Source organism: Sinorhizobium sp. BJ1, from assembly GCF_002531555.1.
Taxonomy (GTDB): domain Bacteria; phylum Pseudomonadota; class Alphaproteobacteria; order Rhizobiales; family Rhizobiaceae; genus Sinorhizobium; species Sinorhizobium fredii_B.
In genome coordinates this window covers 311,030-336,758 of record NZ_NWTH01000003.1, presented here as the reverse complement: position 1 = coordinate 336,758, position 25,729 = coordinate 311,030, and the positions used below count along the sequence as shown (strand labels likewise).

The 25,729-nt window shown below is 62.8% G+C and carries 29 protein-coding genes and 1 pseudogene; 12 read left to right on the top strand and 18 right to left on the bottom strand.

Annotated elements, in window-relative coordinates; genetic code table 11:
- The first annotated feature begins 33 nt into the window (after positions 1-33).
- Positions 34-654: a glutathione S-transferase family protein gene (locus tag CO676_RS05000; RefSeq protein ID WP_097519948.1), complete on the top strand. Its 621-nt coding sequence runs from the start codon at positions 34-36 to the stop codon at positions 652-654.
- Between the two features lie 8 nt (positions 655-662).
- On the opposite strand, the gene CO676_RS04995 is transcribed toward CO676_RS05000, so the two are convergent.
- Positions 663-1,028: an MmcQ/YjbR family DNA-binding protein gene (locus CO676_RS04995; protein WP_097519808.1), complete on the bottom strand. Its 366-nt coding sequence runs from the start codon at positions 1,026-1,028 to the stop codon at positions 663-665.
- Between the two features lie 51 nt (positions 1,029-1,079).
- Entirely contained in the window at positions 1,080-1,277 is a 198-nt protein-coding gene (locus CO676_RS04990) for a hypothetical protein (RefSeq protein ID WP_014761470.1), read from the bottom strand.
- A 183-nt stretch (positions 1,278-1,460) separates the two neighbouring features.
- Between CO676_RS04990 and CO676_RS04985 the strand changes: the two genes are divergently transcribed.
- Positions 1,461-2,396 (top strand): LysR substrate-binding domain-containing protein, encoded by a 936-nt coding sequence (locus tag CO676_RS04985; RefSeq protein ID WP_097519807.1) that lies wholly within the window; start codon positions 1,461-1,463, stop codon positions 2,394-2,396.
- On the opposite strand, the gene CO676_RS04980 is transcribed toward CO676_RS04985, so the two are convergent.
- Positions 2,356-3,015 (bottom strand): glutathione S-transferase family protein, encoded by a 660-nt coding sequence (locus CO676_RS04980; protein ID WP_097519806.1) that lies wholly within the window; start codon positions 3,013-3,015, stop codon positions 2,356-2,358. The two genes, CO676_RS04985 and CO676_RS04980, sit on opposite strands and share 41 nt — an antisense overlap.
- 401 nt (positions 3,016-3,416) lie before the next feature.
- Between CO676_RS04980 and CO676_RS04975 the strand changes: the two genes are divergently transcribed.
- On the top strand, positions 3,417-4,175 hold the full coding sequence (locus CO676_RS04975) for a L,D-transpeptidase family protein (protein ID WP_041413885.1): 759 nt from the start codon (positions 3,417-3,419) through the stop codon (positions 4,173-4,175).
- Between the two features lie 24 nt (positions 4,176-4,199).
- Here CO676_RS04975 and CO676_RS04970 read toward each other — a convergent pair whose 3' ends face one another.
- On the bottom strand, positions 4,200-4,691 hold the full coding sequence (locus CO676_RS04970) for a MarR family transcriptional regulator (protein ID WP_097519805.1): 492 nt from the start codon (positions 4,689-4,691) through the stop codon (positions 4,200-4,202).
- A 117-nt stretch (positions 4,692-4,808) separates the two neighbouring features.
- Here CO676_RS04970 and CO676_RS04965 point away from each other — a divergent pair, with 117 nt between their 5' ends.
- On the top strand, positions 4,809-5,231 hold the full coding sequence (locus CO676_RS04965; RefSeq protein WP_097519804.1) for an organic hydroperoxide resistance protein: 423 nt from the start codon (positions 4,809-4,811) through the stop codon (positions 5,229-5,231).
- Positions 5,232-5,309: 78 nt separating this feature from the next.
- Here the strand turns inward: CO676_RS04965 and CO676_RS04960 are convergent, their stop codons facing one another.
- Complete coding sequence (locus tag CO676_RS04960; RefSeq protein ID WP_014761476.1) at positions 5,310-5,522, bottom strand: alkylphosphonate utilization protein; 213 nt, start codon at positions 5,520-5,522, stop codon at positions 5,310-5,312.
- Between the two features lie 218 nt (positions 5,523-5,740).
- Positions 5,741-7,294, bottom strand: coding sequence for a helicase HerA-like C-terminal domain-containing protein (locus CO676_RS04955; RefSeq protein ID WP_097519947.1), 1,554 nt, complete (start codon positions 7,292-7,294; stop codon positions 5,741-5,743).
- A 268-nt stretch (positions 7,295-7,562) separates the two neighbouring features.
- On the opposite strand from CO676_RS04955, the gene CO676_RS04950 reads away from it, so the two are divergent.
- A complete protein-coding gene (locus tag CO676_RS04950) occupies positions 7,563-7,955 on the top strand; it encodes a DUF2780 domain-containing protein (RefSeq protein WP_014327670.1) in 393 nt (130 codons plus the stop codon).
- A 65-nt stretch (positions 7,956-8,020) separates the two neighbouring features.
- Here the strand turns inward: CO676_RS04950 and CO676_RS04945 are convergent, their stop codons facing one another.
- From CO676_RS04945 to CO676_RS04925, 5 genes are all read right to left on the bottom strand, one after another.
- Positions 8,021-8,851, bottom strand: a complete 831-nt coding sequence (locus tag CO676_RS04945; RefSeq protein WP_097519803.1) for an aldo/keto reductase — start codon at positions 8,849-8,851, stop codon at positions 8,021-8,023.
- 101 nt (positions 8,852-8,952) lie between these two features.
- On the bottom strand, positions 8,953-9,726 hold the full coding sequence (gene tam / locus CO676_RS04940) for a trans-aconitate 2-methyltransferase (protein WP_097519802.1): 774 nt from the start codon (positions 9,724-9,726) through the stop codon (positions 8,953-8,955).
- A gap of 12 nt (positions 9,727-9,738) precedes the next feature.
- Positions 9,739-10,401, bottom strand: coding sequence for a haloacid dehalogenase type II (locus tag CO676_RS04935; protein WP_097519801.1), 663 nt, complete (start codon positions 10,399-10,401; stop codon positions 9,739-9,741).
- Positions 10,402-10,558: 157 nt separating this feature from the next.
- On the bottom strand, positions 10,559-11,110 hold the full coding sequence (locus tag CO676_RS04930) for a phosphatase (protein WP_097519800.1): 552 nt from the start codon (positions 11,108-11,110) through the stop codon (positions 10,559-10,561).
- A gap of 70 nt (positions 11,111-11,180) precedes the next feature.
- Complete coding sequence (locus tag CO676_RS04925) at positions 11,181-12,221, bottom strand: zinc-dependent alcohol dehydrogenase family protein (protein ID WP_097519799.1); 1,041 nt, start codon at positions 12,219-12,221, stop codon at positions 11,181-11,183.
- Between the two features lie 157 nt (positions 12,222-12,378).
- Between CO676_RS04925 and CO676_RS04920 the strand changes: the two genes are divergently transcribed.
- Positions 12,379-13,260, top strand: coding sequence for a branched-chain amino acid aminotransferase (locus CO676_RS04920; RefSeq protein ID WP_014761483.1), 882 nt, complete (start codon positions 12,379-12,381; stop codon positions 13,258-13,260).
- A pseudogene (locus CO676_RS04915) lies at positions 13,220-13,763 on the top strand (glyoxalase superfamily protein). The gene CO676_RS04920 and the pseudogene CO676_RS04915 overlap by 41 nt, the downstream one beginning before the upstream one ends.
- A 75-nt stretch (positions 13,764-13,838) precedes the next feature.
- Here the strand turns inward: CO676_RS04915 and CO676_RS04910 are convergent.
- Positions 13,839-14,249 carry a VOC family protein gene (locus CO676_RS04910; RefSeq protein ID WP_097519798.1) on the bottom strand — a complete coding sequence of 137 codons (411 nt, stop codon included), beginning with the start codon at positions 14,247-14,249 and terminating at the stop codon, positions 13,839-13,841.
- Between the two features lie 230 nt (positions 14,250-14,479).
- Here CO676_RS04910 and CO676_RS04905 point away from each other — a divergent pair, with 230 nt between their 5' ends.
- Positions 14,480-15,082, top strand: coding sequence for a superoxide dismutase (locus tag CO676_RS04905; RefSeq protein ID WP_097519797.1), 603 nt, complete (start codon positions 14,480-14,482; stop codon positions 15,080-15,082).
- A 72-nt stretch (positions 15,083-15,154) separates the two neighbouring features.
- On the opposite strand, the gene CO676_RS04900 is transcribed toward CO676_RS04905, so the two are convergent.
- On the bottom strand, positions 15,155-15,868 hold the full coding sequence (locus CO676_RS04900) for a YafY family protein (RefSeq protein WP_097519796.1): 714 nt from the start codon (positions 15,866-15,868) through the stop codon (positions 15,155-15,157).
- Positions 15,869-16,003: 135 nt separating this feature from the next.
- On the opposite strand from CO676_RS04900, the gene CO676_RS04895 reads away from it, so the two are divergent.
- The 3 genes from CO676_RS04895 (at position 16,004) to CO676_RS04885 (ending at position 18,297) form a co-directional block, all read left to right on the top strand.
- Positions 16,004-16,642, top strand: coding sequence for a LysE family translocator (locus CO676_RS04895; RefSeq protein WP_097519795.1), 639 nt, complete (start codon positions 16,004-16,006; stop codon positions 16,640-16,642).
- 213 nt (positions 16,643-16,855) lie between these two features.
- Complete coding sequence (locus CO676_RS04890) at positions 16,856-17,302, top strand: cytochrome c (protein ID WP_014761489.1); 447 nt, start codon at positions 16,856-16,858, stop codon at positions 17,300-17,302.
- A gap of 80 nt (positions 17,303-17,382) precedes the next feature.
- Positions 17,383-18,297: a cytochrome c gene (locus tag CO676_RS04885; RefSeq protein ID WP_097519946.1), complete on the top strand. Its 915-nt coding sequence runs from the start codon at positions 17,383-17,385 to the stop codon at positions 18,295-18,297.
- A 49-nt stretch (positions 18,298-18,346) separates the two neighbouring features.
- Here CO676_RS04885 and CO676_RS04880 read toward each other — a convergent pair whose 3' ends face one another.
- The 5 genes from CO676_RS04880 to CO676_RS04860 all read right to left on the bottom strand — a co-directional run bounded on the left by CO676_RS04880 (position 18,347) and on the right by CO676_RS04860 (position 24,877).
- A complete protein-coding gene (locus CO676_RS04880) occupies positions 18,347-18,850 on the bottom strand; it encodes a GNAT family N-acetyltransferase (RefSeq protein WP_097519794.1) in 504 nt (167 codons plus the stop codon).
- A gap of 194 nt (positions 18,851-19,044) precedes the next feature.
- On the bottom strand, positions 19,045-19,458 hold the full coding sequence (locus tag CO676_RS04875) for a helix-turn-helix domain-containing protein (RefSeq protein WP_014761492.1): 414 nt from the start codon (positions 19,456-19,458) through the stop codon (positions 19,045-19,047).
- 172 nt (positions 19,459-19,630) lie between these two features.
- Positions 19,631-21,967 (bottom strand): glucose/quinate/shikimate family membrane-bound PQQ-dependent dehydrogenase, encoded by a 2,337-nt coding sequence (locus CO676_RS04870; protein ID WP_097519945.1) that lies wholly within the window; start codon positions 21,965-21,967, stop codon positions 19,631-19,633.
- Between the two features lie 314 nt (positions 21,968-22,281).
- Positions 22,282-23,787 (bottom strand): protein adenylyltransferase SelO, encoded by a 1,506-nt coding sequence (locus tag CO676_RS04865; RefSeq protein WP_097519793.1) that lies wholly within the window; start codon positions 23,785-23,787, stop codon positions 22,282-22,284.
- Positions 23,788-23,920: 133 nt separating this feature from the next.
- Positions 23,921-24,877: a homocysteine S-methyltransferase family protein gene (locus tag CO676_RS04860; RefSeq protein ID WP_041414932.1), complete on the bottom strand. Its 957-nt coding sequence runs from the start codon at positions 24,875-24,877 to the stop codon at positions 23,921-23,923.
- A gap of 229 nt (positions 24,878-25,106) precedes the next feature.
- Between CO676_RS04860 and CO676_RS04855 the strand changes: the two genes are divergently transcribed.
- Complete coding sequence (locus tag CO676_RS04855; protein ID WP_014761497.1) at positions 25,107-25,727, top strand: TetR/AcrR family transcriptional regulator; 621 nt, start codon at positions 25,107-25,109, stop codon at positions 25,725-25,727.
- Positions 25,728-25,729: the final 2 nt, after the last annotated feature.

Here is a 25,729-nt window from a genome sequence, read left to right as displayed (position 1 = left end):
CGGCTCGAGAATCACGAATCGAGGACCATGATTATGCTGAAACTCTTCTATACGCCCGGAACCTGCTCCCTCGCATCGCATATCGCGTTGGCGGAAGCGGGCGCCTCCTATGAAGCGCACCGCGTCGACTTTTCAAGGGCCGAGCAGACCAAGCCCGAATATCTCGCCATCAACCCGAAAGGCCGCGTGCCCGCCTTGGTGACGGACCGCGGCACGCTGACCGAAACGCCGGCGATCCTGACCTATATTGCGCAGAGCTTCCCGGATGCGCGGCTCGCGCCGCTTGACGATCCCTTCGAGTTCGCGCGGCTGCAGTCGTTCCTGAGCTATCTCTGCTCGACGGTCCACGTTGCCCATGCGCATTCCCGGCGCGGCGCCCGCTGGGCGGATGATGCGGCATCTCACGAGGCGATGAAGGCGAAGGTGCCGCAGAATATGGCGGATTGTTTCGCTTTGATCGAAGGCACGATGTTTGCCGGTCCCTTCGCCATGGGCGAGACCTATACGATCGCCGATCCCTATCTTTTCACCATCGCTAGCTGGCTGGAAAGCGACGGCGTCGATCCGGCACAGTTTCCGAAAATCCTGGACCACCGCAATCGCATGGCCGAGCGACCCGCCGTCGCGAGGGTGCTGGATGTAGTTCGGGCATAAGGATCCAATCAGCGAGAAGCTGAAGCGTCGAACCGCGCCGCTAGCCGCCGTGGCGCCTTTTCCCGCCAGGCGGCGATCAGCCTCTGTGTCAGCGCCTGATCGTCGATGTTGGAGAGCCGCACGAGCATCGCCGGCCAGCCTTTGTAGTGGTCGGTCTCGAAGAAGAGCGACGGATCGAGTTCCATCAGCATGTCCTTCTCCTCGAGCGCGCACATCACCACGAGCGTATCGGCGTCCTTCATGCGCACGAAGCTCTTGCCTTTGACGAGCAGTGCAGGCGTGCCATAGGACGTCCCGACGGCCGTTTCCGGTAGTCCGGCCGCCTCGGCAAGGCGCCGGACACGCTCGAAGCTTGTTTCGACCTCCTGCACCATCGGTGAGCCGCCGTTTGCCAAAGCCGGATTGCACCCGAACTGTGACCGGGATCAGGCGCCGTCGCAAGTGTTGATTGCGGTCGCACGAGGCCATGGCCAACCGGGGAAGGGCAAGTCCGCGAGTTCGCGCTCCGCCATGCGGGCGAGATCGGGATGCTGCAGCGGATCGCGCAGCCAAACGGCAGACGCTTCGGCCTGATGGTCGCGCCGATTTGCAGCCAGTTTCAGAATAGAGAAAAGCTTCGACATGGCGGGCACTCCATTCGGTGTTCCATGGCATCGTCAATGCGCTCAGATCAATACGCGGTCGACGGCAATGCATTGAGTTGCCACCGGAATTCCTCCACTGATCGAGAGGAGTTATAAGGAGCATCTTCCTGTTCGGATGACTTTGCAATTGAGATTGCCGCTTGCTTCCTTTAGAAAATCTATATGAACGACCTCAACACGATCCATCTGAACGGGCTGCGCGCCGTAGAGGCGGCCGGGCGGCTGGGATCGCTCGCCGCTGCGGCGGAAGAACTCGGCGTGACGCCCGGTGCCGTCAGCCAGCAGATTGCCAAGACGGAGGCGCAGCTTGGGCGGGTGCTCTTCGAGCGCTCGCCGCGCGGGCTTGTCGTAACGGATAGCGCCCGCCCGCTCATGATGCGGCTCTCGAATGCTTTTGCGGAACTCGCCGAAGGCGTCGCGCAGGCGCGTCGTCGCGACGAGTCGGTATTGACGGTGTCGGTGGCGCCGGTCTTTGCGGCTCGCTGGCTGGTCTATCGGCTGAACCGCTTCGCCGAGCGTCATCCGGATATCCGGTTGAGGATCGACGCGACGACGAGACTTGCCAATCTTGAAACGTCCGACGTCGATCTCGCCATCCGCGTCGGGGCGGGCGGCTGGCCGGGTGTGCGTTCCGAACTGCTTCTCGAACAGGAGGTCTTTCCCGTCTGCTCACCGGCGCTCGCTGCCGGACTGCGCGTTCCTGCCGACATTTTGAAGTTGCCGGCCGTCATCGATGAGCATGCGATGTTTTCGTGGGAGGTATGGCTGAAGGCAGCCGGTCTTTCCGGCGCCCAGATGACCGTGCGCCACACGTTCAACGATGCGTCGCTGGCGCTCGACGCGGCCATTGCCGGCCAGGGCGTGATGATTGCCTGGCGGACGCTTGCGGGCTATGCGGTGATGAAGGGCAGTCTGGTGGCGCCGTTCGGCATCCGCGCCAAGACCGGCTTCGCCCATTACTTCGTCACCTCGGCCTCGCGGCGCGAAAGCAAGGCCGTAATTGCTTTCAAGCGATGGGTGCGCGAGGAGGTGGAAGAGGGAATGCGCGAGCTTGACGCTATTCCGGTTCCTTCAGCCGTTCCTCCATCATCGCCTTGAAGGCGGGGCGCGACTGGCACCGCGCCAGCCAAGCCTTCACGCGCGGGTGCCTGTCGAAGAGAGCAGTCTGGCTCATCGTGTAGCGGAAGACTTCCGCCAGGTTCAGGTCGGCGACCGTGAAGCGCTCGCCGACGACATGGTCGCGGCCGGCAAGGTGCCTCTCAAGCACGGCGAAGGCTTTTTCGAGCGACTGTGCGCAGGTATCGATCAGTGCCCGGCCCTCGGGCGTGTTCTCGACGCCGTTGTCATAGGCAAGGACGATCTTGACCCCATGCGGCTCTACCTCGGTCGCCGCCCACATGGTCCAGTTGCCGATCTGCCCTTCCTCGCCGATGTCGGCCGGCGCCAGCGGCCCGCCATATTTGCGGGCGAGATAGAGATTGTTGGCGAGCGATTCCGTCAGTACCAGACCGTCGTCTTCCATTGCCGGGATGAGGCCCATCGGATTGACGGCAAGGAAGTCTGCCGACTTGGTATTCAGAGGAGCCTCGGCGGCCTGCGGATCGCTGAGGCGGCGCGCCTGGATCACCGGCACGGATTTGAAAGGAATGCCGAGTTCGCGCGCCATCCAGTAGTTGCGCGACGCGCGCGAGCGGTAAACTCCATAGATCGTCAGCATTTCCGGCCTCCTCGGTTGGCGACGCCCAAATCCATACGCAATTGCCTACGCCTGCTGAAGCCGCCCGCCTTGATTGTCATATGAAATTTTTTGATGCCAGCCGTTGCTGCCGCCTGGGCGCTCTGAGGCAGCTGACGCTCACGGTTGTAAAGCGCGGTGCCACAATCGTGATTGTATGTTTACTGGCGCAAGCCCCGAATCCAGACGTAAATCCAAGCTTGGAGCGAGATGGCAAAAGCGGTTTTTAGCTTGCGTCCTGCTCCGACTTGTCGATATCGATCACGAGGGTGGTTTTTGCTTCGACGCAAGTTCACCGTGATCTCGTTGCAAGAAGCGGGACGGCGCAAAACGGGCGCCGCGCCGCTCTCCTTCCTCGCTGCACTCAAACCCATCAGAGTTCGATGTCATCGCTGCCTCTCTCCCGCCGCCAGTTTCTCCGCACATCCGGACTCGCAATCGCCTCCGCCGGCCTTGCGGGCTGCACGTCGTCGATGAACACCAATCGTTTTCGCCAGGAAACGATGCCGGTCTATCGCAATCCCGCCCTCGAGAGCCGCTGGGTCGATCCGGGCATGCTCGAAGAGCCGCTGACCGGGCTGCCGCCGCAGGACGCCTATTACGCCGATGTCTACGCGGGCAGGGAGGATGGCGGCTTTCTCATTCCGGCGGTGCCCTACCAGCAAATCGACCCGCGCTTCTATCGCCAGGAGGTCAGCGATCCGTTTGGTGAGGCGCCCGGCACGATCGTCGTCGATACGGCGGATCGCTATCTCTATCTGATTGGGTCTGGCGGCAGCGCCACGCGCTATGGCGTCGGCCTCGGCCGCGAAGGCTTCGCCTGGTCCGGCCGTGGCGTCATCCAGTGGAAGCAGAAGTGGCCGAAATGGACGCCGCCGGATTCGATGATCGCCCGCCAACCGGTGCTTGCCAAATATTCGGCCGACAATGGCGGCATGCCGCCCGGGCTCGACAATCCGCTCGGCTCGCGCGCGCTCTATATCTTCCAGGACGGCCAGGACACGCTCTATCGCGTCCACGGAACGCCGGAATGGCAATCGATCGGCAAGGCGGTGTCATCCGGTTGCGTCCGCATGATCAATCAGGATGTCATCGATCTCTATGCTCGTGTGCGCGGAAAGGCGCCGATTCTCGTCATCTGACGGCGGCGAGCCGCTTGTGACGGATCAATCGGCTTCCTGTCCTTCGCCCTGACTGTCGGCGAGGCGCTGTGTCAGCCGATGCAGCGCCTCGCGCAGTTCGCCGACTTCTGCGAGGCTGCAGCCAGTTGCCCGGCCGATCTCGGCAAGAATCTTGAAAGCCTCGGTCTTCAGGCGCCGGCCGTTCTCTGTGAGGCTGACGATGACCTGCCTTTCGTCGGCCGGGTCGCGGATTCGCCGGACATAGCCTGCCGCTTCCAGCCGCTTGAGCAGGGGCGACAGAGTACCGGAATCGAGACCCAATTCCGCGCCGATCCGCTTCACCGTCATGCCGTCCCGTTGCCAGAGCGCAAGCAGCACGAGATACTGCGGATAGGTGAGCCCGAAGCGGTCGAGGAGCGGCTTATAGGCTCGGTTGAACGCGTGCGTGGCGGAATAGACGGCAAAGCAAAGCTGCTGGCCGAGGGCTAGCGCCCCGTCGGGCAATGCATCTTCAGATTTCGCCGCTTTGGTTGTCATCTCCCTAGTGTCGCAAATTCACGGCCAAAATGCAATTTGCAAAATTAATTTGCCTGCAATTTAATTTTGCGTTATGCAATTCCCATCGGCAACGAAAACCAAGGAAGGAGAACTGCCATGCCTATTCTCTATCGTACCACCGCATCCGCCACCGGGGGCCGCGCCGGCCAGGCCAAGAGCACCGACGGGGTCCTTGACGTGGCCCTTACCGTGCCGAAAGAACTTGGCGGCGATGGGGCACGCGGCACCAATCCGGAGCAGCTTTTTGCCGCCGGCTATTCCGCCTGCTTCCTCGGCGCGCTGAAGTTCGTCGCCGGCAAGGAGAAGGTAAAGCTTCCGGAAGACACGAAAGTGACAGGTACGGTCGGCATCGGTCCGCGTGACGATGGCACGGGTTTCTACATCGATGCGGCACTTGAGATCACTTCGCCCGGCGTCGACAAGGCCGTTCTCGAAGACCTGGTCCAGAAAGCGCACATCGTTTGCCCCTACAGCCATGCGACCCGGGGCAATGTCGACGTGAAACTGTCGGTGGCCTGATAGGCTATCGGGATTATCTTCGGTTGAAGCCCGCAATTGCGGGCTTCAGCTTGTCTTCTCACCCACGTCGGGGCGCACTCAAGCCTTCTTGAGAAATTCGGTGCGCAGCACCAACCCCTTGACCTTTTCGACACGGCATTCGACCTCGTCCGGATTGTCCGTCAGGCGGATGCCTTTCACCAGCGTACCGCGCTTCAGCGTGGTCGAAGTGCCCTTCACCTTCAGGTCCTTGGTCAGAGTTACATTGTCGCCATCCTTGAGGATGGCACCGTTCGAATCCTTGACGTCCATGGCTGGTCCTTTCCGGGCGACAGCCCAGCGGCAGCATTGCCGATGCGGAGTCGCGGCGGCTTCCGTATGCAGGAGAGGGGCGCGGGCGCAAGCCCCACCCGGTTGCTTTTGTCTACAGCGCCGTGCGTCTGAAAAGACGCACGAAGGTCGCTGTAGCACTTTGAATTGCTGCATGTTTATCCTTAATTCGGCTACGATTTAAGGAAACATGCAGTAGCCTATCGCTTGAGGCTGCCGAGAATGCCGCGGACCAACGCCCGTCCCACCTGGGTCGCGACGGAGCGGGCAACCGATTTCATGGCGGCCTCGATGACCGTTTCGCGCTGGTAGCCGGATGAGCGCGGCCGGGACTGCCGACCCGGAGCTGCGTCTTCCGCATCGTCGCCAAAGCCCGGAAGACTCCAGCGGCTCCCGCGGGTCTGTTCTTCGGTTGCCTGCGCTTCGGACTGCTCTGCAGCCTTGGCGGCCTTTTCAGCCCGCTTGACCAGGATCTCGTAGGCGGATTCCCGATCGAAATCCTCGTCGTAGAGACCGCGCACCGGGCTGACATTCATCACGTTCTGCCGCTCGGCCTCCGTCAGCGGACCGAGCCGCGAAGCCGGCGGCCGGATCAGGGTGCGCTCGACGATCGATGGCGAACCCTTGCCCTCGAGCGTCGAAACCAGCGCCTCCCCGGTCCCGAGATTGGTGATCACCTCGGCGCAATTGAAATCCGGATTGGGGCGGAAAGTCTCGGCCGCCGTCTTCACCGCCTTCTGCTCGCGCGGCGTATAGGCGCGCAGCGCATGCTGGACGCGATTGCCAAGCTGTGCGAGCACGGTTTCCGGCACATCGAGCGGGTTCTGGGTGACGAAATAGACGCCGACGCCCTTGGAGCGGATCAGCCGGACCACCTGTTCGACCCGTTCGACCAGCACCTTCGGCGCGTCGTTGAAGAGGAGATGCGCCTCGTCGAAGAAGAACACCAGTTTCGGCTTGTCCGGATCGCCGACCTCCGGCAGTTCCTCGAAAAGCTCCGACAGGAGCCAGAGCAGGAAGGTCGCATAAAGTCGCGGATTCATCATCAGCTTGTCGGCCGCAAGCACCGAGATTGCGCCGCGCCCGTCATTGGTCGTGCGCATGATGTCGGTGATCTTCAGCGCCGGCTCGCCGAAGAAGTGTTCGGCACCCTGCTGCTCGAGGATCAGGAGTTCCCGCTGGATCGAGCCTAAGGAGGACTTGGAGATGAAGCCGAACTGGCTGGAGAGTTCGCTCGCATTCTCGCCCATGTAGTTGAGCAGCGACTGCAGGTCCTTGAGGTCGAGAAGCGGCAGGCCGCCTTCATCGGCGATCTTGAAGGCGATGTTCAGGACGCCCTCCTGGGCGTCGCTGGCATTCATCAACCGCGACAGGAGAAGCGGTCCCATTTCCGAGAGCGTCGTGCGGACCCGGTGGCCCTTTTCTCCGTAGAGATCCCAGAAGATCACCGGGAATTCCTGGAAATCATAAGGCGAGAGGCCGATCTGTTCGGCGCGCTTGACGAGGAAGTCCTTGGGCTCGCCAATGGTGCCGATGCCGGAAAGATCGCCCTTCACGTCGGCGCAGAAGACCGGAACGCCGGCGTTCGAGAAGCCCTCGGCGAGGATTTGCAGCGTCACGGTCTTGCCGGTGCCGGTGGCGCCGGTGACCAGACCATGGCGGTTGCCGAACTTCAGTTCCAGATATTCCGGCTTGTTGATCGAATCGTCCGGCTTGCGGCTGGTCCCGATATAGAGCTTGCCTTCTTGCAGCATGGCCTTCCTCTCCGTCGAATGGATTTTGTCAATGGAACCGGGCATTTGCCGGATTTCTTAGAAAGTCCGTCATCGAAATATTGCTCGGTTCTGTTATAGGCCGTGCACTGCGACCCGGCAACACGGGTTGTAGGGGAGGCAAGGCTCTCGCCAGCCTCTGAACGCCAGATATGTTGACGCAGGACGGATCCGTGTTCGGGTGCTATTGTCATTTCAGAAGCGATATTTTACCTTGACGTTAACGTCAAAACTACACGAGGAGATTTCCATGAGTGAACTGGTCACGCGGGTGGCGGAGAATGTCGGTCTCGAGCCCGCGACGGCAGAGAAGGCGGTGGGCATGATCCTCGGTTTCCTCCAGCGCGAAGCGGCCGAAGGGCCGGTCGCGCGGATGATCGAGGCGATTCCCGGTGCGCCTGAACTGGTCGCTCAGTACAACGGCGAGGGTGGCAATGGCGGTGGCCTGCTCGGCGGGCTCCTGTCGGCGATCGGCGGCGGTGGCGTCATGGCGCTCGGCCAGCAACTGATGAGCCAGGGGCTAGGCATGGGTGAGATCACCGGGCTCGCCAGGGAAACCATCGCCTATGCCAAGGAAAAGGCAGGCGAAGAAGTTGTGGACGAGGTGGTTGCCTCCGTTCCGGGTCTCAGCCAGTTCGTCTGAGCGGCGTCAAGTAATAGCACCTCTGGCCGGTAGGCCAGAGGTGGGAAAGCACCGCCGGTCTCATCTCAATCGTCCCACACCGGCGCAAGACCTGCCGGATTGACGATCCGCCCGTCCGGGCGGGCAAGCCCTCGGATCGCGGCCATTTCCTCTCGCGTCAGCGCGAAATCGAAGATCGCGAAATTTTCCCTGAGCCGCGTCTCGGTGGCGGTTTTCGAGAGCGTGATCACATCCTGCTGCTGCACGAGCCACCGGAGCGCCACCTGCGCCGCGGTCTTGCCGTGGCGGGCGCCGATGTCGTTCAGCAGCCGGTCGGAGGGGACCTTGCCGTTGGCCATGGCGTAATAGGCGGTCAGCGACATGCCGTGCCGTCGGGCCGCCTGCAGCACCTTGGTCTGGTCGAGATAGGGGTGATACTCGACCTGGTTGGTCGCAATCGGCGCATCGCTGAGGCGGACCGCCTCCTCCATCTGCGCCGTGTTGAAGTTGCTGATGCCGATATGGCGCACCTTGCCCGCCTTCTGAACCTCGTTCAGCGCGCCGATGCGCTCGGCCATTGGCACGTCGCTGCCGCCCGGCCAGTGCAAGAGCAGCAGATCGACGTGATCCGTCTTCAGCTTTCTGAGGCTCTCGTCGACCGAAGCGACGAAGTCGCCATGGCGATATTTGTCCACCCAGACCTTGGTCGTCAGGAAGATGTCGGCGCGCGGAATGCCGGAATGGTGGATAGCCTCGCCGACCTCCGCCTCGTTGCCATAGGCCTGCGCTGTGTCCACGTGGCGAAAGCCGATCTTCAGGGCTTCCGGCAGGATCCGAAGCACCTCGGCTCCCGGCATGCGGAACGTGCCGAAACCGAGGGCGGGGATGTTGGCGCCATTGGAGTTGACTGCGTGCATGGATGGCTCCTTGATGGCGGCGGAGAATTGACAGACATGCTCCTATACTTGTCGCGGTCGGTCGCGGCTTCAAGGCGCCCGGGCAAGTCGTCGTGTCGGTTCTAAAGCGTTTTGACGGCGACGATGAATAGGCGGGGGAAGCGCAGCAGCACGCGCCCGTCGGCCATCACCGGATAAGCTCTGCGAATCTTCTCGGCATAGGCGGCGAGGTAATCTTTGCGCCGGCTGGCGGGCAGCGCGTCGAGATAGGGGCGCAAGCCCGTGCCCTTCACCCATTCGACGATCGCATTCGCACTGGCAAGCGGGTGGTAGTAGGTCGTGTGCCAGACTTCGACCCGCGCCGCCTTGGGAGCCAGCCTTTCGACATAGGTCCTCGGCGAGGGCAGGGGCGTTCGTCGGATCGTTTGCCCGCCAATGGCCGCGGCGAATGCCCGCTCCTCGGCCGTTTCCTGCATCAGGAGATGCGACGGCTCATCCAGGTTGTCGGGCATCTGCACCGCAAGCGTGCCGCCGGGCAGCAGCGCGTCGAGGAGCCGCTCGAGCATGTCGACATGCTTCGGTACCCATTGAAAGACGGCGTTGGCGAAGAAAAGCGCTGCCCCTTGCGGCGGTGTCCATCCCGCCAGATCGGCTCTTTCGAAGCGCAGGCCGAGCAGCCGTTTGCGAGCCGCCTCCAGCATATCCTCGTCGCTGTCGATACCGACGAGCGGGTTGTTAGGAAAGCGTTCGAGGATGAGTTGCGTCGAATTGCCCGGTCCGCAGCCGAGGTCGAAGGCGGGGCCGGCTGGCAGGTCAGGAACCTGCGCCAGGAGGTCGCGCGCCGGTCGCGTGCGCTCGTCCTCGAACTTCACATATTGCGCTGCCGACCAGGCCATCGTGGCGCTCCTTCATATGCCGAATTGCAGGCTTTCCAGTGAAGGCAGGATGAGCGAGGGGCCATAGTCCTGGTACTCGTCGGGCACATCGGCGCGGTTGATCCACACCGTACGGAAGCCGAATTTGGTGGCGCCGGCAATGTCGAAGCGGTTCGACGACTGGAACGAAACCGCATGCGGATAGAGCCGATATTGCGTCGTCACCAGGTCGTAGACGGCCGGTGCCGTCTTGAAGGCCTTGACCGCATCGACCGAGAAGACATCGTCGATGATGATGTCGAGGGCGGCATTCTTGACGGCCGAGGCAAGCATGGCCGGCGAGCCGTTCGAAAGAATGGCGATACGGGCGCCGCGCTCCTTCAACCCCTTGAGCACGGCCGGAACCTCCGGATAGCAATCAAGCGCCCAATAGGCGTCGAGCAGTTGCTTCTTGAGTTTCGGATCGGCGGAGGGAAAGCGGGCGAAGGCATAGTCCAGAGATTGCTCGGTCAATTGCCAGAAATCGACATAGGCGCCCATCAGCGAGCGCACCCAGGAATATTCGAGCTGCTTGGCGCGCCAGAGCTCGGAGAAAGCCTGGCCGTCTGGCCCCATTGCCTCGGCGTGTCGGCGCACGGCCGCATGGACATCGAACAGCGTGCCATAGGCATCGAAGACATAGGCCGCATGAGACATTGAACTCTCCCGTCTTGGCCATCGTCTACGACATTCCCGGTTCGGTTGCCGTAACGAAGGTTCTTGCGACGAAGAACGCGCCGCTTCTCCATTTGTTTTTAGGGGATCATGTCAAATTTTTGTGCGCCGCACAATGCACTTCGCCGTCGCCGTGATTTTAGCCTTTCCAGATCTTCGTCGGAAACCGCAGCGCTTGTTTGGCGAGCTTGCCCTTGAGCCCGAGGGTTGCGTCGCAGAGGCCGACCACATGTCGGTTCGGCTTGGCCTCGGGGCGGAGTGCGTGCAGGGCTGCCGCCGCCTCTTCCGGTTCCATATAGCGCGCCAGGATGCCGAGCGTCAGCGCCGTCGAGCGGCCGATGCCCCTCAAACAGTGGATCAGCAGGTCGGCGTCCTGCGGCAGCCCGTCGATGAAGGCGAAGGTCGCCTCGACCGCCTCGGCGCGCGCCGCATCCGGCGCATCCGGATCGGTCGCGTCGCCGAAATAGAGTTCCAGGTGCTGCTCCGGCGGCAGTTCGATCATCGAAAGCAGGCGGGTTGCGGGCGCACGGATCGAGACAAGATGCGTCGGCGCCCAATCCGCACGATTGTGCCGCGCCTCCGTCTGCGAGCTCACGATCACCCGTACCGGCCAGCCGCTCGGATGTGCCGGATTGGTGCCGAGAACGGGCCGGTAGAGTTCGCCTCCCGTGGCTTGAGCGGCAAGCGCCATGACGGGACCTCCCTGATTCGTCTTGCTCGCCGGTAGGATACCAGCGCGGCGGGACGATCGGAATCCCCGATCAGAACCGGGTGATGACGCTGATGCCGAGGTCAGTGGCGCGGTCCATCGCTACCAGCGCCGGCACGGCCTCTTCCAGTGATATCTCGCGGCCGATCAGTCGCTTCGGGTCGAGCTTACCGGCGACGATCATCGCCAGCATCGCGTCATAGCGCCAGGCCTGCATGCCATGGCTACCGTAGATTTCGAGCTCGTGGCCGATCACCTGCGCCATCGGGATCTCGGGCAGCGCGTGCTCCGCGAGCATCAGGCCGACCTGGACGTGACGGCCACGGCGGCGCAGGTTCTTGATCGAGTTGAAGCAGGTGACCGGCGATCCGAGCGCATCGATCGAAACATGCGCGCCACCTCGCGTGATCTCCCTGACGGCGCCGGCGACATCCTCCGTCGCGCGTGCGTTGATCGCGGCGACAGCGCCGAGCGTCCGGGCAAAGTCGAGCTTTTCCTCGGAAATGTCGATGGCGATCGGGTTGGCGCCAAGCGCTGCGGCGATCATGATCGCCGAAAGACCCACGCCGCCGCAGCCGTGCACCGCCACCCATTCGCCGCCCTGAACGCGGGCCTGATCGGCAATCGCCCGGAAGGAGGTGGCGAAGCGGCAGCCGAGGCTGGCCGCCGTCGCAAAGTCCATGCGCTCCGGCAGGTGTACGAGGTTCTGGTCGGCGAAGTCGAGTACCACAAATTCGGCGAAGGAGCCCCAATGGGTGAAGCCCGGCTGGAACTGCGCTTCGCAGACCTGTTGGTTGCCGGAACGGCATTCGCCGCAGCGGCCGCAACCGGAAACGAACGGCACGGTCACCCGGTCGCCGACCTTGTAGCGCATGACGCCGCGCCCGGCGGCGGCAATGGTGCCGGCAAGTTCGTGTCCCGGCACGTGCGGCAGGCGGATGTCCGGGTCGTGCCCCATCCAGCCGTGCCAGTCGCTGCGGCAGAGGCCCGTCGCCTCGACCTCGATGACGACGCCGTTTTCACTCGGGCTCGGATCGGGCAGCGTTCGGATTTCCGGGGTCTTTTCGAAGGCATCGTAATACATCGCTTTCATTGGCGATCAGTCTCCATTGGTATTTTTGGTATTCTGGCACGGCGCCCGGAGTGGCTCCAGAATGGCCGCCATGACATTTTTTGATATACCTATTCACCCCAATGCTGTTTTTTCCGGCTAGATCGGATGCACGCACTTAGCCGAGTAGGAGACACCGATGCCCGTCGATACATCCCCCCGATCCACCACCTGGACCTATGTCGACGGCGAATGGCTTTCCGGCAACCCGCCGCTGATCGGCCCGACTTCGCACGCGATGTGGCTCGGCTCGACGGTATTCGACGGCGCCCGCTGGTTCGACGGCATCGCCCCGGACCTCGACCTTCATTGCCAGCGCGTCAATCGCTCGGCGGAGGCGCTCGGACTGAAGCCTACCATGGCGGCCGAGGAAATCGAGGCGCTGACCTTCGAGGGCGTCAAGAAATTCGACGGCAAGACGGCGCTCTATGTGAAGCCGATGTATTGGGGCGAACATGGCTCCTGGAGTGTCGTGGCGGTCGATCCGGATTCGACCCGTTTCGCCCTCTGCCTGTTCGAGGCGCCGATGGGCAACGCCCATGCCGGCTCGGCGCTGACGCTCTCGCCCTTCCGCCGCCCGACGCTCGAATGCATGCCGACGGACGCCAAGGCCGGCTGCCTCTATCCCAACAATGCCCGCATCCTCAAAGAAGCGCGCTCGCGCGGCTTCGACAATGCGCTGGTGCGCGACATGCTCGGCAACATCGCCGAGACAGGCTCTTCCAATATCTTCATGGTCAAGGACGGCGTCGTCTTCACCCCGGCCGCCAACCGGACCTTCCTCGCCGGCATCACGCGCTCGCGCGTCATGGGCCTGCTGCGCGAGGCGGGTTTCGAGGTGATCGAAACGACCCTGACGATGGCCGATTTCGAGGCGGCCGACGAGATCTTCACCACCGGCAACTATTCGAAGGTCCTGCCGGTGACCCGGCTTGACGACCGCGACCTGCAAGCCGGCCCGCTCACTGCCAAGGCCCGCGATCTCTACATGGACTGGGCGCATTCGAGCGGCGACGTGTAGTGAGACCCTTGCCGACCATCAAATGACGATCGCCCACAGCGAGGCGCTTGAGATCGTCGCCCGCCAGTTCGGGTTCAGCACCTGGAACATCCTGTCGGCGAAAATAGACGCTGCGGGCACCGCTCGAGGCGGTGCGGGAATCGCGTTTGAGCAGGCCGTGCCGATCGTTCGCATCTTCGACGTGGCGAAGGCGCACGAATTCTATCTCGGTTTTCCTCGGCTTCACCGTCGACTGGGAGCACCGTTACGGCGACGATTTTCCGCTGTACACGCAGATCTCGCGAAGCGGACTTAAGCTGCATCTTTCCGAACACGCGGGAGACGCGACGCCCGGTGGGAATATGTGCGTCTACATGAGGGGCATCCATGCGCTCCACAAGGAACTGCTCGCCAAGAACTACCGCTTCATGAGGCCCGGTCTCGAGGACGAGGGCACGCGGCTCGAACTGACGGTCATCGACCCGTTCAGCAATCGCATCCGTTTCATGGAACTCAAGGAATAGGCGTTTATCGATCCGAACGGGAGGCGCGCGGCGCTGTCGAGCGCGCCCGCCCGTTGCGTTCCCGGCGATCGAGCCTCAGGTCCCGACGGGACGGACGACGACATCGGCGGCAGACCGTGTCGTCGGCCCGTGATGGACCGCCTCGACGTTGTTGCCGTCGGGATCGAGGACAAAGGCGGCATAATAGCCCGGATGATAGGGGCGCTCGCCGGGTGCACCGTTGTCCATACCGCCGTTTGCCAAGCCGGCGTCGTAGAAACGCTGGACCGAATCCCGGTCGGCCGCCTGGAAGGCGAGGTGAACGCGGCTGCAGTAGTCATCCGCCTGATCGACGAAGAACTCGTCGAACGCGAAAAATGCGTCGGTCTCGAAGGTGGGCCGATGTCCAAGCGCGCCAAGCACCGCCTCATAGAAGCGCTTGCTGACGGCGAGATCCTGGACGCGCAGATGCACGTGGTCGATGAGACGGCCCTGATGGAATTCCATTCTCTCCTCCTGTGCCGAGGGCGAAGTGAGTTGGCTTGCCCCCCGTAAGATAGGACAGGAATCCTGCGCGTCGACATTCGCGTCAAACGCGCACCGATCGCCGAATGAAAGTATTTTGCGCGGCTTAGGCAAAATTTGGCACCCCATCGGTTGCCTCCCGCCGAGGCGGTGCCTATGTTCCCGCTCACAGATTTCCGTCACGAAATCCAATGCCAAGAGGAGATGCCACAATGGCTTTCGAATTGCCGAACCTTCCCTATGACTATGAAGCGCTCGCGCCCTACATGTCGCGCGAGACCCTCGAATACCATCACGACAAGCATCACCTCGCCTATGTGACGAACGGCAACAAGCTCGCCGAGGAAGCCGGTCTTTCCAATCTTTCGGTGGAAGAGATCGTCAAGAAGTCCTACGGCACCAACCAGCCGCTGTTCAACAATGCCGGCCAGCACTACAACCACATCCACTTCTGGAAGTGGATGAAGAAGGGCGGCGGCGGCACCAGCCTGCCGGGCAAGCTCGACGCGGCCATCAAGTCGGATCTCGGCGGCTACGACAAGTTCCGCACGGATTTCGTCGCCGCCGGCACGGGCCAGTTCGGCTCCGGTTGGGCTTGGCTGTCGGTCAAGAACGGCAAGCTCGAAATCTCGAAGACCCCGAACGGCGAAAACCCGCTCGTGCACGGCGCCTCGCCGATCCTCGGCGTCGACGTCTGGGAGCATTCCTATTACATCGACTACCGCAACGCCCGGCCGAAATACCTCGAGGCTTTCGTCGACAATCTCATCAACTGGGATTACGTCCTCGAAATGTACGAGGCTGCGACGAAGTAACCGTTGGTTGGTTAGACAGGAAATTCGGCCCGGCGCTTGCGTCGGGCCTTTTCGTTTCGGGCCGGGCCGGCTCTATGCGTTCCCCGCCTCGAGCGGCCGCATGGCATTCGTTTTCCAGCCGGCGATCCACAATTGCCTAAGCCTCTCGCCTTCACCGCGGAAGAAAGTCGCGATCGGCTCGCAGTGCTCCACCCGGTCGGCGCGGAAGTTGCGGATGTCCTGGCGCAATTCACACCAGGCCACCATCATCGCATGCTCCGAATAATAGATCAGCGCCAGCGGCCGTACGGTGCGTTCCGTCGCCTGTCCGAGTTCGTCGCGATAGTCGAGCGCGAGCTTTTGTTCGTCGCGGATAGCGCGGCGAATCATGGCGAGGTCGACCGCCGGTGGCGGGGCGGCGATCGTGCCCCAGGCGTGCAGCGCCTGCGACTGGAAAATCTGGCGCAGCGGCTCCGGGACGGCGCCGGTTATTTTCCGGTTGACGCGCTGGGCCGCCGCCTTCAGCTCCGCGTCGCCCGTGCGCGCCAGCAGCGCGAGTGCGAGCACGATCGCTTCCGTCTCTTCGATCGAAAACATCAGCGGCGGCAGGTCGAAGCCGGGCCTCAGGATATAGCCAAGGCCGCGCTCGCCTTCGATCGGCACCCGCATCGCCTGCAGGGCGACGATGTCACGATAGATCGAGCGCGGTGTCACCTCGAGCTTCTCGGCAATCTCGGCGGCGGTGATCGGCTGCCGGGCAAGCCGCAATATCTGGATGATCTCGAAAAGCCGCGCTGCCTTGCGCATCGCAAAAACCCCACCAAACCCGAAAGGCTCCTGACAGAACCCTGTCAGTTGGAGAGAGCTATAGCATTTGCCAACGGATTGAAAAATCGGCGATCCGGACCTCCACCCTTATACAAATCTCGATGAGCAACTGACATGACCTACGCAGAAAACCTCTGGCTGTTCTTCACTCTTCTCTTCGGCATCATCATCGTCCCGGGCATGGACATGGTCTTCGTGCTGGCCAATGCGATAACCGGCGGGCGCACCTCCGGGCTCGCCGCGACGGCGGGCATCATGGCGGGCGGCGTGCTGCACACGCTCTACGCGGCGCTCGGCGTCAGCGTCGTGCTGCACCTGGTGCCGGAGCTCTTCAACGTGCTCCTCGTCGCCGGAGCCGGCTACATCGCCTGGATCGGCTTCTCGCTGCTGCGCAGTGCCATCACCATTGGCGGCGTCGAGGCGGGGGCGAGGCTCTCGCGTTGGGCAAGCTTCCGACAGGGGGCGCTGACGAGCCTGATGAATCCGAAGGCCTATCTCTTCATGCTCGCCGTCTATCCGCAATTCCTGAAGCCGCAATTCGGCCCCGTCTGGTCGCAGGCAGCGGTCATGGCGGTGATGATCGCCGTGACGCAGCTTGCCGTCTATGGCGGGCTGGCGCTTGCCGCCGGCCGCGGCCGGGATCTGCTGGTCGGCAGTCCGGGGGCGACGGTTGCCATCGGCCGCGGTGCCGGCCTGCTGCTTGTCGTAATCGCCGTTTTCACCGTTTGGCAGGGTTGGAGCGGTACCCGCTGAGTTGCCGCTTCGATTAAGTATTATACATGAATATGGAAGTCATGTTATTCGAGTGCGCAAATCCCGCCTTGCCGTCATGTATAGCGCGGCGAATTATGCTGAAATGACAAGCACATCAAGAAAATGTTACTTCCGCCGAAAAGCCAAAATGCCATCATGCCGGCGCCTTCAACAGGAAACCCCAGAAGCGGGTTCAAATGACCGGAGACCATGATGAAGATCAGAGCTTTTGTGCTTGCAGCCGCCCTTGCAGGCTTGGGGATGACCGCCGTCACCGCCGCGGATGAACCTCAGGCGGTCCGTCAGCAGTTGATGAAGAAGGTGGGCCAAGCCGCCGGTGCGCTGAGCGGTATCGCCAAGGGTGAGAAGCCCTATGATGCCGAGATCGTCAAGGCATCGCTGACGACGATCACCGAGACGGTGAAAGTCTTCCCGACTCATTTTCCCGCCGGCTCGGAAACCGGCTCGGAGACCGAGGCAAGCCCGAAGATCTGGGAGAACATGGAAGACTTCAAGGCGAAAGCCGCCAAGCTCGGCACCGACGCCGAGAAGATTCTCGCCGAGTTGCCCGCCGACCAGGCCGGCGTTGGCGCCGCTCTGGGCGTCCTCGGCAAGGATTGCGCCAGCTGTCATGAGAATTATCGCCTGAAGAAAGAGTAACGGAAGGCCATTGGTTCCTTCCTGCGATGCGCCGGTTCGTCCGGCGCGTTCATTTCCGTGTTGAGGACGAAGGAGAGATGATGCGGCGGCGCGCAGGGAAGCTGTTGTCCGGTCTGATTCTACTGGCCGTGGTCGGCGCCGGCGCCTTCTGGTTGCTGACGAAGCCTGCCCCCTGGGACGCCGCGCATTGGGAGGGGCTGGGCGAGCCGGATCTTGCCAATGGCAAGCGGGTCTTCTGGGCCGGCGGCTGCACCAGCTGCCATGCGGCGTCCGGCGCGAAGGACGATGCCCGGCTGGTGCTTTCGGGTGGCCGGCCGCTGAAGAGCCCGTTCGGGACCTTCTATCCTCCGAATATCTCGCCCGACGAAACGGCCGGCATCGGCGGCTGGACGCTCGCCGAGTTCGGCAACGCCATGACGCGCGGGGTCGGAAAGGATGGCGAACATCTTTATCCGTCCTTTCCCTACGGCTCCTATGCGCGGATTTCCGCCAAGGACATCAACGACCTTTACGGCTATATGCGAACGCTGCCGAAGAGCGCTAATGTGGCGCCGCCGCATGATTTGCCGTTCCCGTACAATATCCGCCTGGCGCTCGGCGGCTGGAAGCTCCTGTATCTCAGCGACGAGCCGCGAGTTCAGGTCGATACCGCCGAGCCGAAGCTTGCGCGTGGGCAGTATCTCGTCGAAGGCCCGGGCCATTGCGGCGAGTGCCACACGCCGCGCAATGCGCTGGGCGGCTTCGAAGCAGGTCGGTGGCTGGCCGGTGCGCCGAATCCGGAAGGCGAGGGCCGGATTCCCGACATCACGCCGGGCTCCAAGAGCATCGGCAACTGGAGCGCGTCGGACATCGCCTCCTATCTCGAGACAGGTTTCACCCCCGACTTCGATACCGTCGGGGGTTCGATGGTCGAGGTGCAGAAGAACATGGCAAAGCTTCCCGCATCCGAGCGCGAGGCGATTGCCGCCTATCTGAAGGCGCTGCCTCCGTCATAGGCATCGCTCGCACTCGCCGTCTTGAACCGCGAGACCGGTCTCCTCCGGCTCAGCCGAGCTTCTGCATATAGCGCATGCCGGTCACCGGCCGGGGCACGAAACGCTCCGACTCATAGAAACGATGCGCCTGGAAATTGCCGGTGGCCGCGCTGACCGCCAGGTATTCGCAGCCGGCCATCTTCGCCTGTTCGCGTGCCTTGCCGACGAGATGGCGGCCGATGCCGGTGCCGCGATGGGCGGGGCGCACGAAGAGATGATGCAGTTCCATGCCGCGCGCGCCTTCGGCTGCACGGTACTGGGGAACCAGGACTGCGTAGCCGATCAACTGGCCGCCGGCCTCGGCGACGAGGGCGGTGATCCAGGGGGTGCGTCCGAAGAGATCGCGTTCGAGCTGCTCCGGCGTTAGCGAGGCGACATCGCCGTGATGGGCGGTAAGTTCCGCAATCATCTCGCGCAGTTCGGGAAGATCGCGCGGCTTGGCGCAGCGGATCGTCACCATCGGTGCTCTGACCGACGCGAGCTGGTGGAGGTTGGGGGTGGCGGTCTGCAGCATTCTCGGCTCCTATGGGGTTCCCACCATCAGGTGCCGTGAAAAACAAAAGCCGCCTGATGGCGGCCTTGTTGAATATGATCAGCAGGCCGCTCCTATCGGAACAGCCAAAAATACGCGCGGCAAATGGGTGCGTTCTTGATCATGCGCGTAGATTGTTCATTTCCGCGACTTTGTCAACGGCGATTGTTGAACCCTCAGTGCTCGTTGTCGCACAAGGAATGATCGGCCAGCGCCCGGATGACGTAACAGTCGCCGATCGTGTGATCGCCATGGCAGGCGACGATGCGCTGAAGTTCGTGCTCCAGCTTCGTCAGTCGGGCGATCTTCTCCCGCACCGAAGCCAGATGCTCGCTCGCAATGCGATCCGCCTCGCCGCAGGGTCGTTCCGGGTGTTCGCTCAGCGCCAGCAGATCACGGATTGCCTCGATCGAAAGCCCCAGATCGCGCGCGTGACGGATGAAGGCAAGCCGCTCGAGCTGACGTTTCTCGTAGCGCCGCTGGTTGCCCTCCGAACGTTCCGGCGCCGCGATGAGCCCCATTTGCTCGTAATAGCGGATCGTCGGGATTTTGACGCCGGTCCGCCGGGAAAGGTGGCCGATCGAATACATGTGCGCTCCATAGTTATAGCTTCTGGAGCAATATAGGGAATGCCCCGCGGCCCTCAAGGCACAGACCGAACAAAGGACGCCACTTGGGCGAGGCTTCTGGGCTTCGCGCCGCCCGGAACGAAGGCTGTCGAGCACAAGGCCGCCGCATTCCCCGCCGAGCAGCCGACGTCCATCAGGGCAGCGTATAGGCAATCACATAATCGCCCGGCTTAGTGCCGACCGAGCCGTGCCCGCCGGCGACCATCAGTAGATATTGCCTGTCGCCGACCATGTAGGTCATCGGGGTCGCTTGGCCGCCGGCCGGAAGCCGCGCCTCCCAGAGCTGGTCGCCGGTGGTGACGTCATAGGCTCTCAGGAAATTGTCGACCGTTGCGCCGAGGAAAGCGACGCCGCCCTTGGTGACGATCGGTCCGCCGATACCTGGCACCCCGAGCCGGAAGGGAAGCGGCAGCGGCGTCATGTCGTAGACCGTGCCGTTCTTGTGCTTGTAGGCGATCTTGCCGGTCCTGAGATCGGCGCCCGCGACATAGCCCCAGGGCGGCGCCTGGCAGGGAATCCGCAAGGGGCCGAGGAAAGGACCCATATAGACGCCATAGGGCGCCCCCTCGTTGCGGTTCAGACCTTGCTCGCTGCCCTTTTCGCCTTCGCCCTTCGGCGGGATCTCCTCGCGTGGGACAAGCCGCGAGGTGAAGGCGAGATAGGTGGGCATTCCGAACATCACCTGGCGCTCCGGGTCGACGGCGACCGAGCCCCAGTTGAAAGTGCCGAAATTGCCGGGATAGACGAGCGTTCCTTCGAGCGAAGGCGGCGTATAGCGGCCCTCATACTTCAACGAGAGGAACTCGATCCGGCAGGCAAGCTGGTCGAACATGGTAATCCCCCACATGTCGCGCTCCCTAAGCGGCGGCGGCATGAAGGTGAGGCCGGAGACCGGCTGGGTCGGGGCGGTGAAATCCTCCGCGATGGCGCCGCCGGGGGCGGGCACCTCCTCGACCGGAATGATCGGTTCCCCGCTGCGGCGATCGAGCACATAGACGTCGCCCTGCTTGGTCGGGCCGACCAGCGCCGGCACGACGCTTCCGTCTTGCTTGGTGATGTCGAGCAGGGCCGGCTGCGCCGGCACGTCCATGTCCCAGAGATCGTGGTGTACAGTCTGCCTGACCCAGCGCACCGCGCCCGTATTGATGTCGAGCGCGACGATCGAGGAAGAGTACTTTTCCACATGCTCGCTGCGCCCCGTGCCGAGCTGGTCGGGCACCTGGTTGCCGAGCGGGATATAGATAAGCCCCAGACCCTCGTCGACCGAGGAAACCGACCAGCTGTTCGGCGAATTCGTCGTATAGAACTGGCCCGGCGGCAGCGGAGCCGTCTGCTCGGGATTGCCGCTGTCCCAGTTCCAGAGGAGCGCCCCCGTGTTGATATCAAAGGCACGAATGACGCCGGACTGTTCCTGCGTCGAATAATTGTCGTTGACGGCACCGCCGACGATGATCTTGCCAGCGACGGCGACCGGTGGCGACGTCGAATAGTAATAGCCGGCGGGATTGTACCGCATGCCCTGTTCGAGGTGCAGAGCGCCTTGGTCGGCAAAGTCGGTGCAGACCGTGCCATTTACGGCATCGAGCGCGATCAGGCGGGCGTCCGAGGTCGGCAGGTAGATGCGCTCGGCGCAAGGGCTGCCCGCAGCCGCCGCCGGATCGGCCCAATAGGTGACGCCGCGGCAGGTCTGGTGCTGGCGGTCCGGGTTCAGCCCGGAATTCGAATCATACTTCCACTTCTGCCTGCCGGTCGCGGCATCGAGCGCGATCGCCCAATTATGCGGCGTGCAGAGATAGAGGGTGTCCTTCACCTTCAGGGGCGTCACCTGATAGGTGGTCTCGCCGATATCCTCCGGCAGCTTCACGTCTCCTGTCTGGTATTGCCAGGCGACCTTGAGTGTCGCGACGTTTTCCCGATGGATCTGGGCGAGCGGCGAATAGCGCTGGCCGAACAGCGTGCGGCCGTAGTGATGCCATTCGCCGGCCGGCACATTGCCGCCGAGATCGGGATTGGCCGTGACGATGTCGGTCGGTAGGTCGCCGCGAATGTCATGAATGTCCTGCGTCATCGAGTAGGGCGCGACACCGACCGCGATCAGGCTGGCAAGCCCAAGCGGCCAGGCGCTGGCGCTGTAGCGTTCGCCTGATGGGCTGAGGAAACCGAGCGGTTGCCGGATCCACGGGGTCAGCAGCCAAAGCCCGAGCAGGATGATCACGCCGCCGCGCGGACCGAGCTGCCACCAGTCGAACCCCACTTCCCAAACGGCCCAGGCGAGCGAGCCGAGGACGATCAGCGTATAGACCCAGATCGCCGCGGCGCTCTTGCGATAGAGCAGCAACGCCGTGAGCAGGAAGCTTAGTCCGGTGATGAGATAGTATGGACTGCCGCCGAGCAGGACGAGCCTCGTCCCTCCCGCACCGAGCGCAAGACCGATCAGTGCGAAGAGAAGGGCGGTCAGGACAATGAGCATGAATGCGAACTCCCCGAGTTGAAGACGGCATGCCGGTTCTTGCGGGCAGGCCCGGACGGGCTGCAACGGGAGGCGAAGAACGGCTGCGAAATTCCCGCCGCCAACCTCCGTCTGAACTATGCGCATCGAGCCGCGGCATTCAGCGCCTCGATTGCGAAGGTAACGCGCTACACGTGCCTTTCAATGGCGCACGCTCCGGTTCGGCGCGTCTTTTCGGAAGCACAAAGGAAACGGGTAGCGCTTTGATTTGCTGAGGTTTTCGCTCTCGGATCGGCTTCGATCCACGGCGGCGGCCGAAGCGAGGCTCCGGCTCGTCAGGTGCCGCAGAAGGTTTGCAGCACCTCTTCGCCAGGTTGCGGCGGTGCCGCATAGGCGGCATGTCCCGGTTGGTCCTCATAGGGCCTCGAGGTCACGTCCAGAAGTGCTTCGAAGAGCGAGAAATCTGCGTTTTCGATCGCCGCTTCGATCGCCTGTTCCACACGATGATTGCGTGGAATGAAGGCCGGGTTGACGGCGCGCATGGCTGCCGCACGTTCGGCCGGCTGGCGGGCTTCGCGCTCGAGCCGGCGGCGCCAGTCCTCGAGCCAGGGCGACAGCGCCTCGGGTTCCTGGAAAAGCTTGGCAAACTCGACATCGCCGCCTGCATTTTCCGCGGACGAAGCAAGCGCTCGGAACGCGAGGGTGAAATCCGCTCCCCCCTTATGCATCAGCGCCAGCAATCCTTGTACCAGCTCCAGGTCCCCGTCTTCCGCGGTCGAAAGGCCGATCTTGCGGCGCATGCCGTCGAGCCAGTGATTTTGGAAGATCGTTCCGTATTCGCCGAGAGCGTCATTGGCGAGGTTCACCGCCACGTCCGCCGTCGGATCGAAGAGCGTCACGAGCGTTTCGGCAAGCCTGGCGAGGTTCCACTGGCCGATGGCCGGCTGGTTGGCATAGGCGTAGCGGCCGAACTGATCGATCGAGCTGAAGACCTTCTTCGGATCGTAGGCATCCATGAAGGCACAGGGTCCGAAGTCGATCGTCTCGCCCGAAATCGTCATGTTATCGGTGTTCATCACGCCGTGAATGAAGCCGATGTGCAGCCAGCGTGCGATCAACGCCGCCTGCCGCTCCGCCACCGCCTTGAGGAGGCCTAGATAGGGATTCTCGTCCGCTTTCAATTCCGGGTAGTGTCGGTCGATCACGTAGTCGGCCAGCGTCTTGACCGAGTCCATGTCGCCGCGCGCGGCGAAGAACTGGAACGTGCCGACGCGAATGTGGCTGGATGCAACACGCGTGAAGACTGCTCCGGGAAGGATCTGCTCCCGGTAGACGGGCTGGCCGGTTACCGTTGCGGCAAGCGCGCGGGTGGTCGGTACGCCAAGCGCATGCATCGCCTCGCTGACGATATATTCGCGCAACACGGGCCCAAGCGCTGCACGCCCGTCGCCGCGGCGCGAGTAGGGTGTCTGGCCGGCTCCCTTGAGCTGGATGTCACGGCGCTTCCCGTTGCGGTCCACGACTTCGCCAAGCAGGATGGCGCGGCCGTCGCCGAGTTGCGGAACGAAGGTGCCGAACTGGTGCCCGGCATAGGCCATGGCGAGTGGCTCTGCGCCGGCCGGAACCGTGTTGCCCGAGAAGATCGCCGCGCCATCGCGCTCCAGCGCTGCGATGTCGAGGCCCAGCTCTTCGGCGAGCGGCCGGTTGAGCTTGATCAGCCAGGGCTCCGCCACAGAGGTCGGCTCGACCCGGGCGTAGAAATTCGCAGGCAATCGCGTGTAGCTGTTGTCGAAGGGAAGCGGCGCCGTCGCCGAGCCCGATTGCGGCGGTACGTAATTCATCACATTCCAGCGGCATTGCTCAGGAAATACCAGCCGCCCTTTCCCGGCAAGTCTACACGAGCGGTCCCCTTTTCGCGAGATCGGGATTTGCGGCGATCCACCCGCCCTTGCGGCGGGAGGACCTTTCCGGCGATCAGGCACTGAGCGCAGTCGGTGGCAGGCAGGCCTCGCAGATTGCCGCGATATGGCGGTGGTCGGTGCCGCAGCAGCCGCCGAGGACGCGCAGCTTCGGCAAGCGGCCGGTGAGCGAGCGATAGCGCCGCGCGAGATCACTCATGTCGCCTATGTCCAATGTCTCGCTTTCATCGAGTTCTGCATGGCTCTTCGTCGAGGCGTTGGCGCGGATGCCGCCGATCCGCCGCACCCAGGCCTGATCCTGATCGAGGCTACTCTCGAAATGGCTCGGATGGGCGCAATTGATCATGTAGTAGTGCGGATAGCCCTCGGTTTCCGCGTCCACCGTTTCGATCGCCTCCTGCAGCGAGCGGCCAGTGACGAGCCGGCCGTCGGTCTCGACGGTAAATGAGATGGCGCAGGGCATGCCGTGGCGCTTGGCGGCTCGTGTCACGCCGATCGCCTCCTGGACATTCGTCATGGTGACCGCCGTTACCATGTCTGCTTCGCTGTCAGCGAAGGCGGCGACTTGGGCGGAGTGATACTCCTCCGCTTCCTCGGCATTCATGCGGCCGGCCTTGTAGCCATCGCCGCGCGGACCAATGACGCCATTGAAGACCATCGGGGCCTGCGGCCGCTCGTATTGCGCGCGCAGTTCGGTGAGCAGGTAGACCGCGTCTCGATTGACCTGATTGAGCGCCTCGCCGTCATAGCCAAGTTTCTTGCCCCAGTCGGCGTTGGCGCGCCACGTGGCGGTGTCGAGCACGAAACCGGTGCCGTGACACCGCGCGATTTCGAGATAGCGCGTGTAGTAGCGCAACAGCTGCCTGCGGCCCTCCGGCGAGGCAAGCAGAACGAAGGAGGCGAAATGCGGCAGCTCGGCCCCCTCGTGAAAGATCAGCGCCGTCTCCATGCCGCCGTCGCTGAGGAATGTGCCTCCCCGTAAGAGTGGCAGGTCGTGTCGGTACTTGGCGATTTCATGTTCCATCGTTTCCTCCTGTTCCTTTCGGACGCTCCAGCGCGAGGTCGGAAGAATTTCTGCCGTTTTATGATCTGCTAAACTAGCCGGCTTGCGGTACACTATGGGCCAATAATCCGCATTGCGATGTTACATCAGGAACTTGCCGTAAGATTCAGGCGCCAGGCGAATGGTCCGCCGCTGATTTTCCGAACCGAAAACTTTACCGGCGGTACAGGAGTGCATCATGCGAAAGGGCGAGGAAACGCGCGCGAAGATCCTCGATGTCGCCGAAGCCGCGGTGCTGGCAAAGGGTTTCGGAGGCACTTCGATCGACGAACTGATCGTCGAGACCGGCATCACCAAGAGCGGGTTCTTCTACCATTTTCGCGACAAGAACGAGCTCGCCAAAGCGCTGCTCGAGCGCTACATCGAAAATGACGAGCGCATTTATGACGAAATTTTCGGACGGGCGCGCGAACTTGCGGACGACCCGCTGCAGGCGTTCCTGATCGGCCTGAAGCTGCTTTCAGAATTGCTCTCGGATTTGCCGAACGGTCATCCGGGATGTCTGGTCGCGACGATGTGCACCCAGGAGCGTGCCTTCGATCGGGAAATCCAGGAGATGAACCGCCAGGCGGCGCTGATGTGGCGGCGCCGCTTCGGCGCCATGTTCCGTGACATCATGCAAGTCTATCGGCCGCGGGAAGCGCTCGATGCCGATCAACTTGCCGATATGGTCTCGACCGTCCTCGAGGGCGGCATCGTGCTTTCGAAAGCGCTGAAGGAGCCGAAGAGCCTGCCCGATCAGCTCCTCGTCTTCCGCAGTTTCGTGCGGCTACTGTTCCAGCCCGCCGTCCAGCCGTGAGG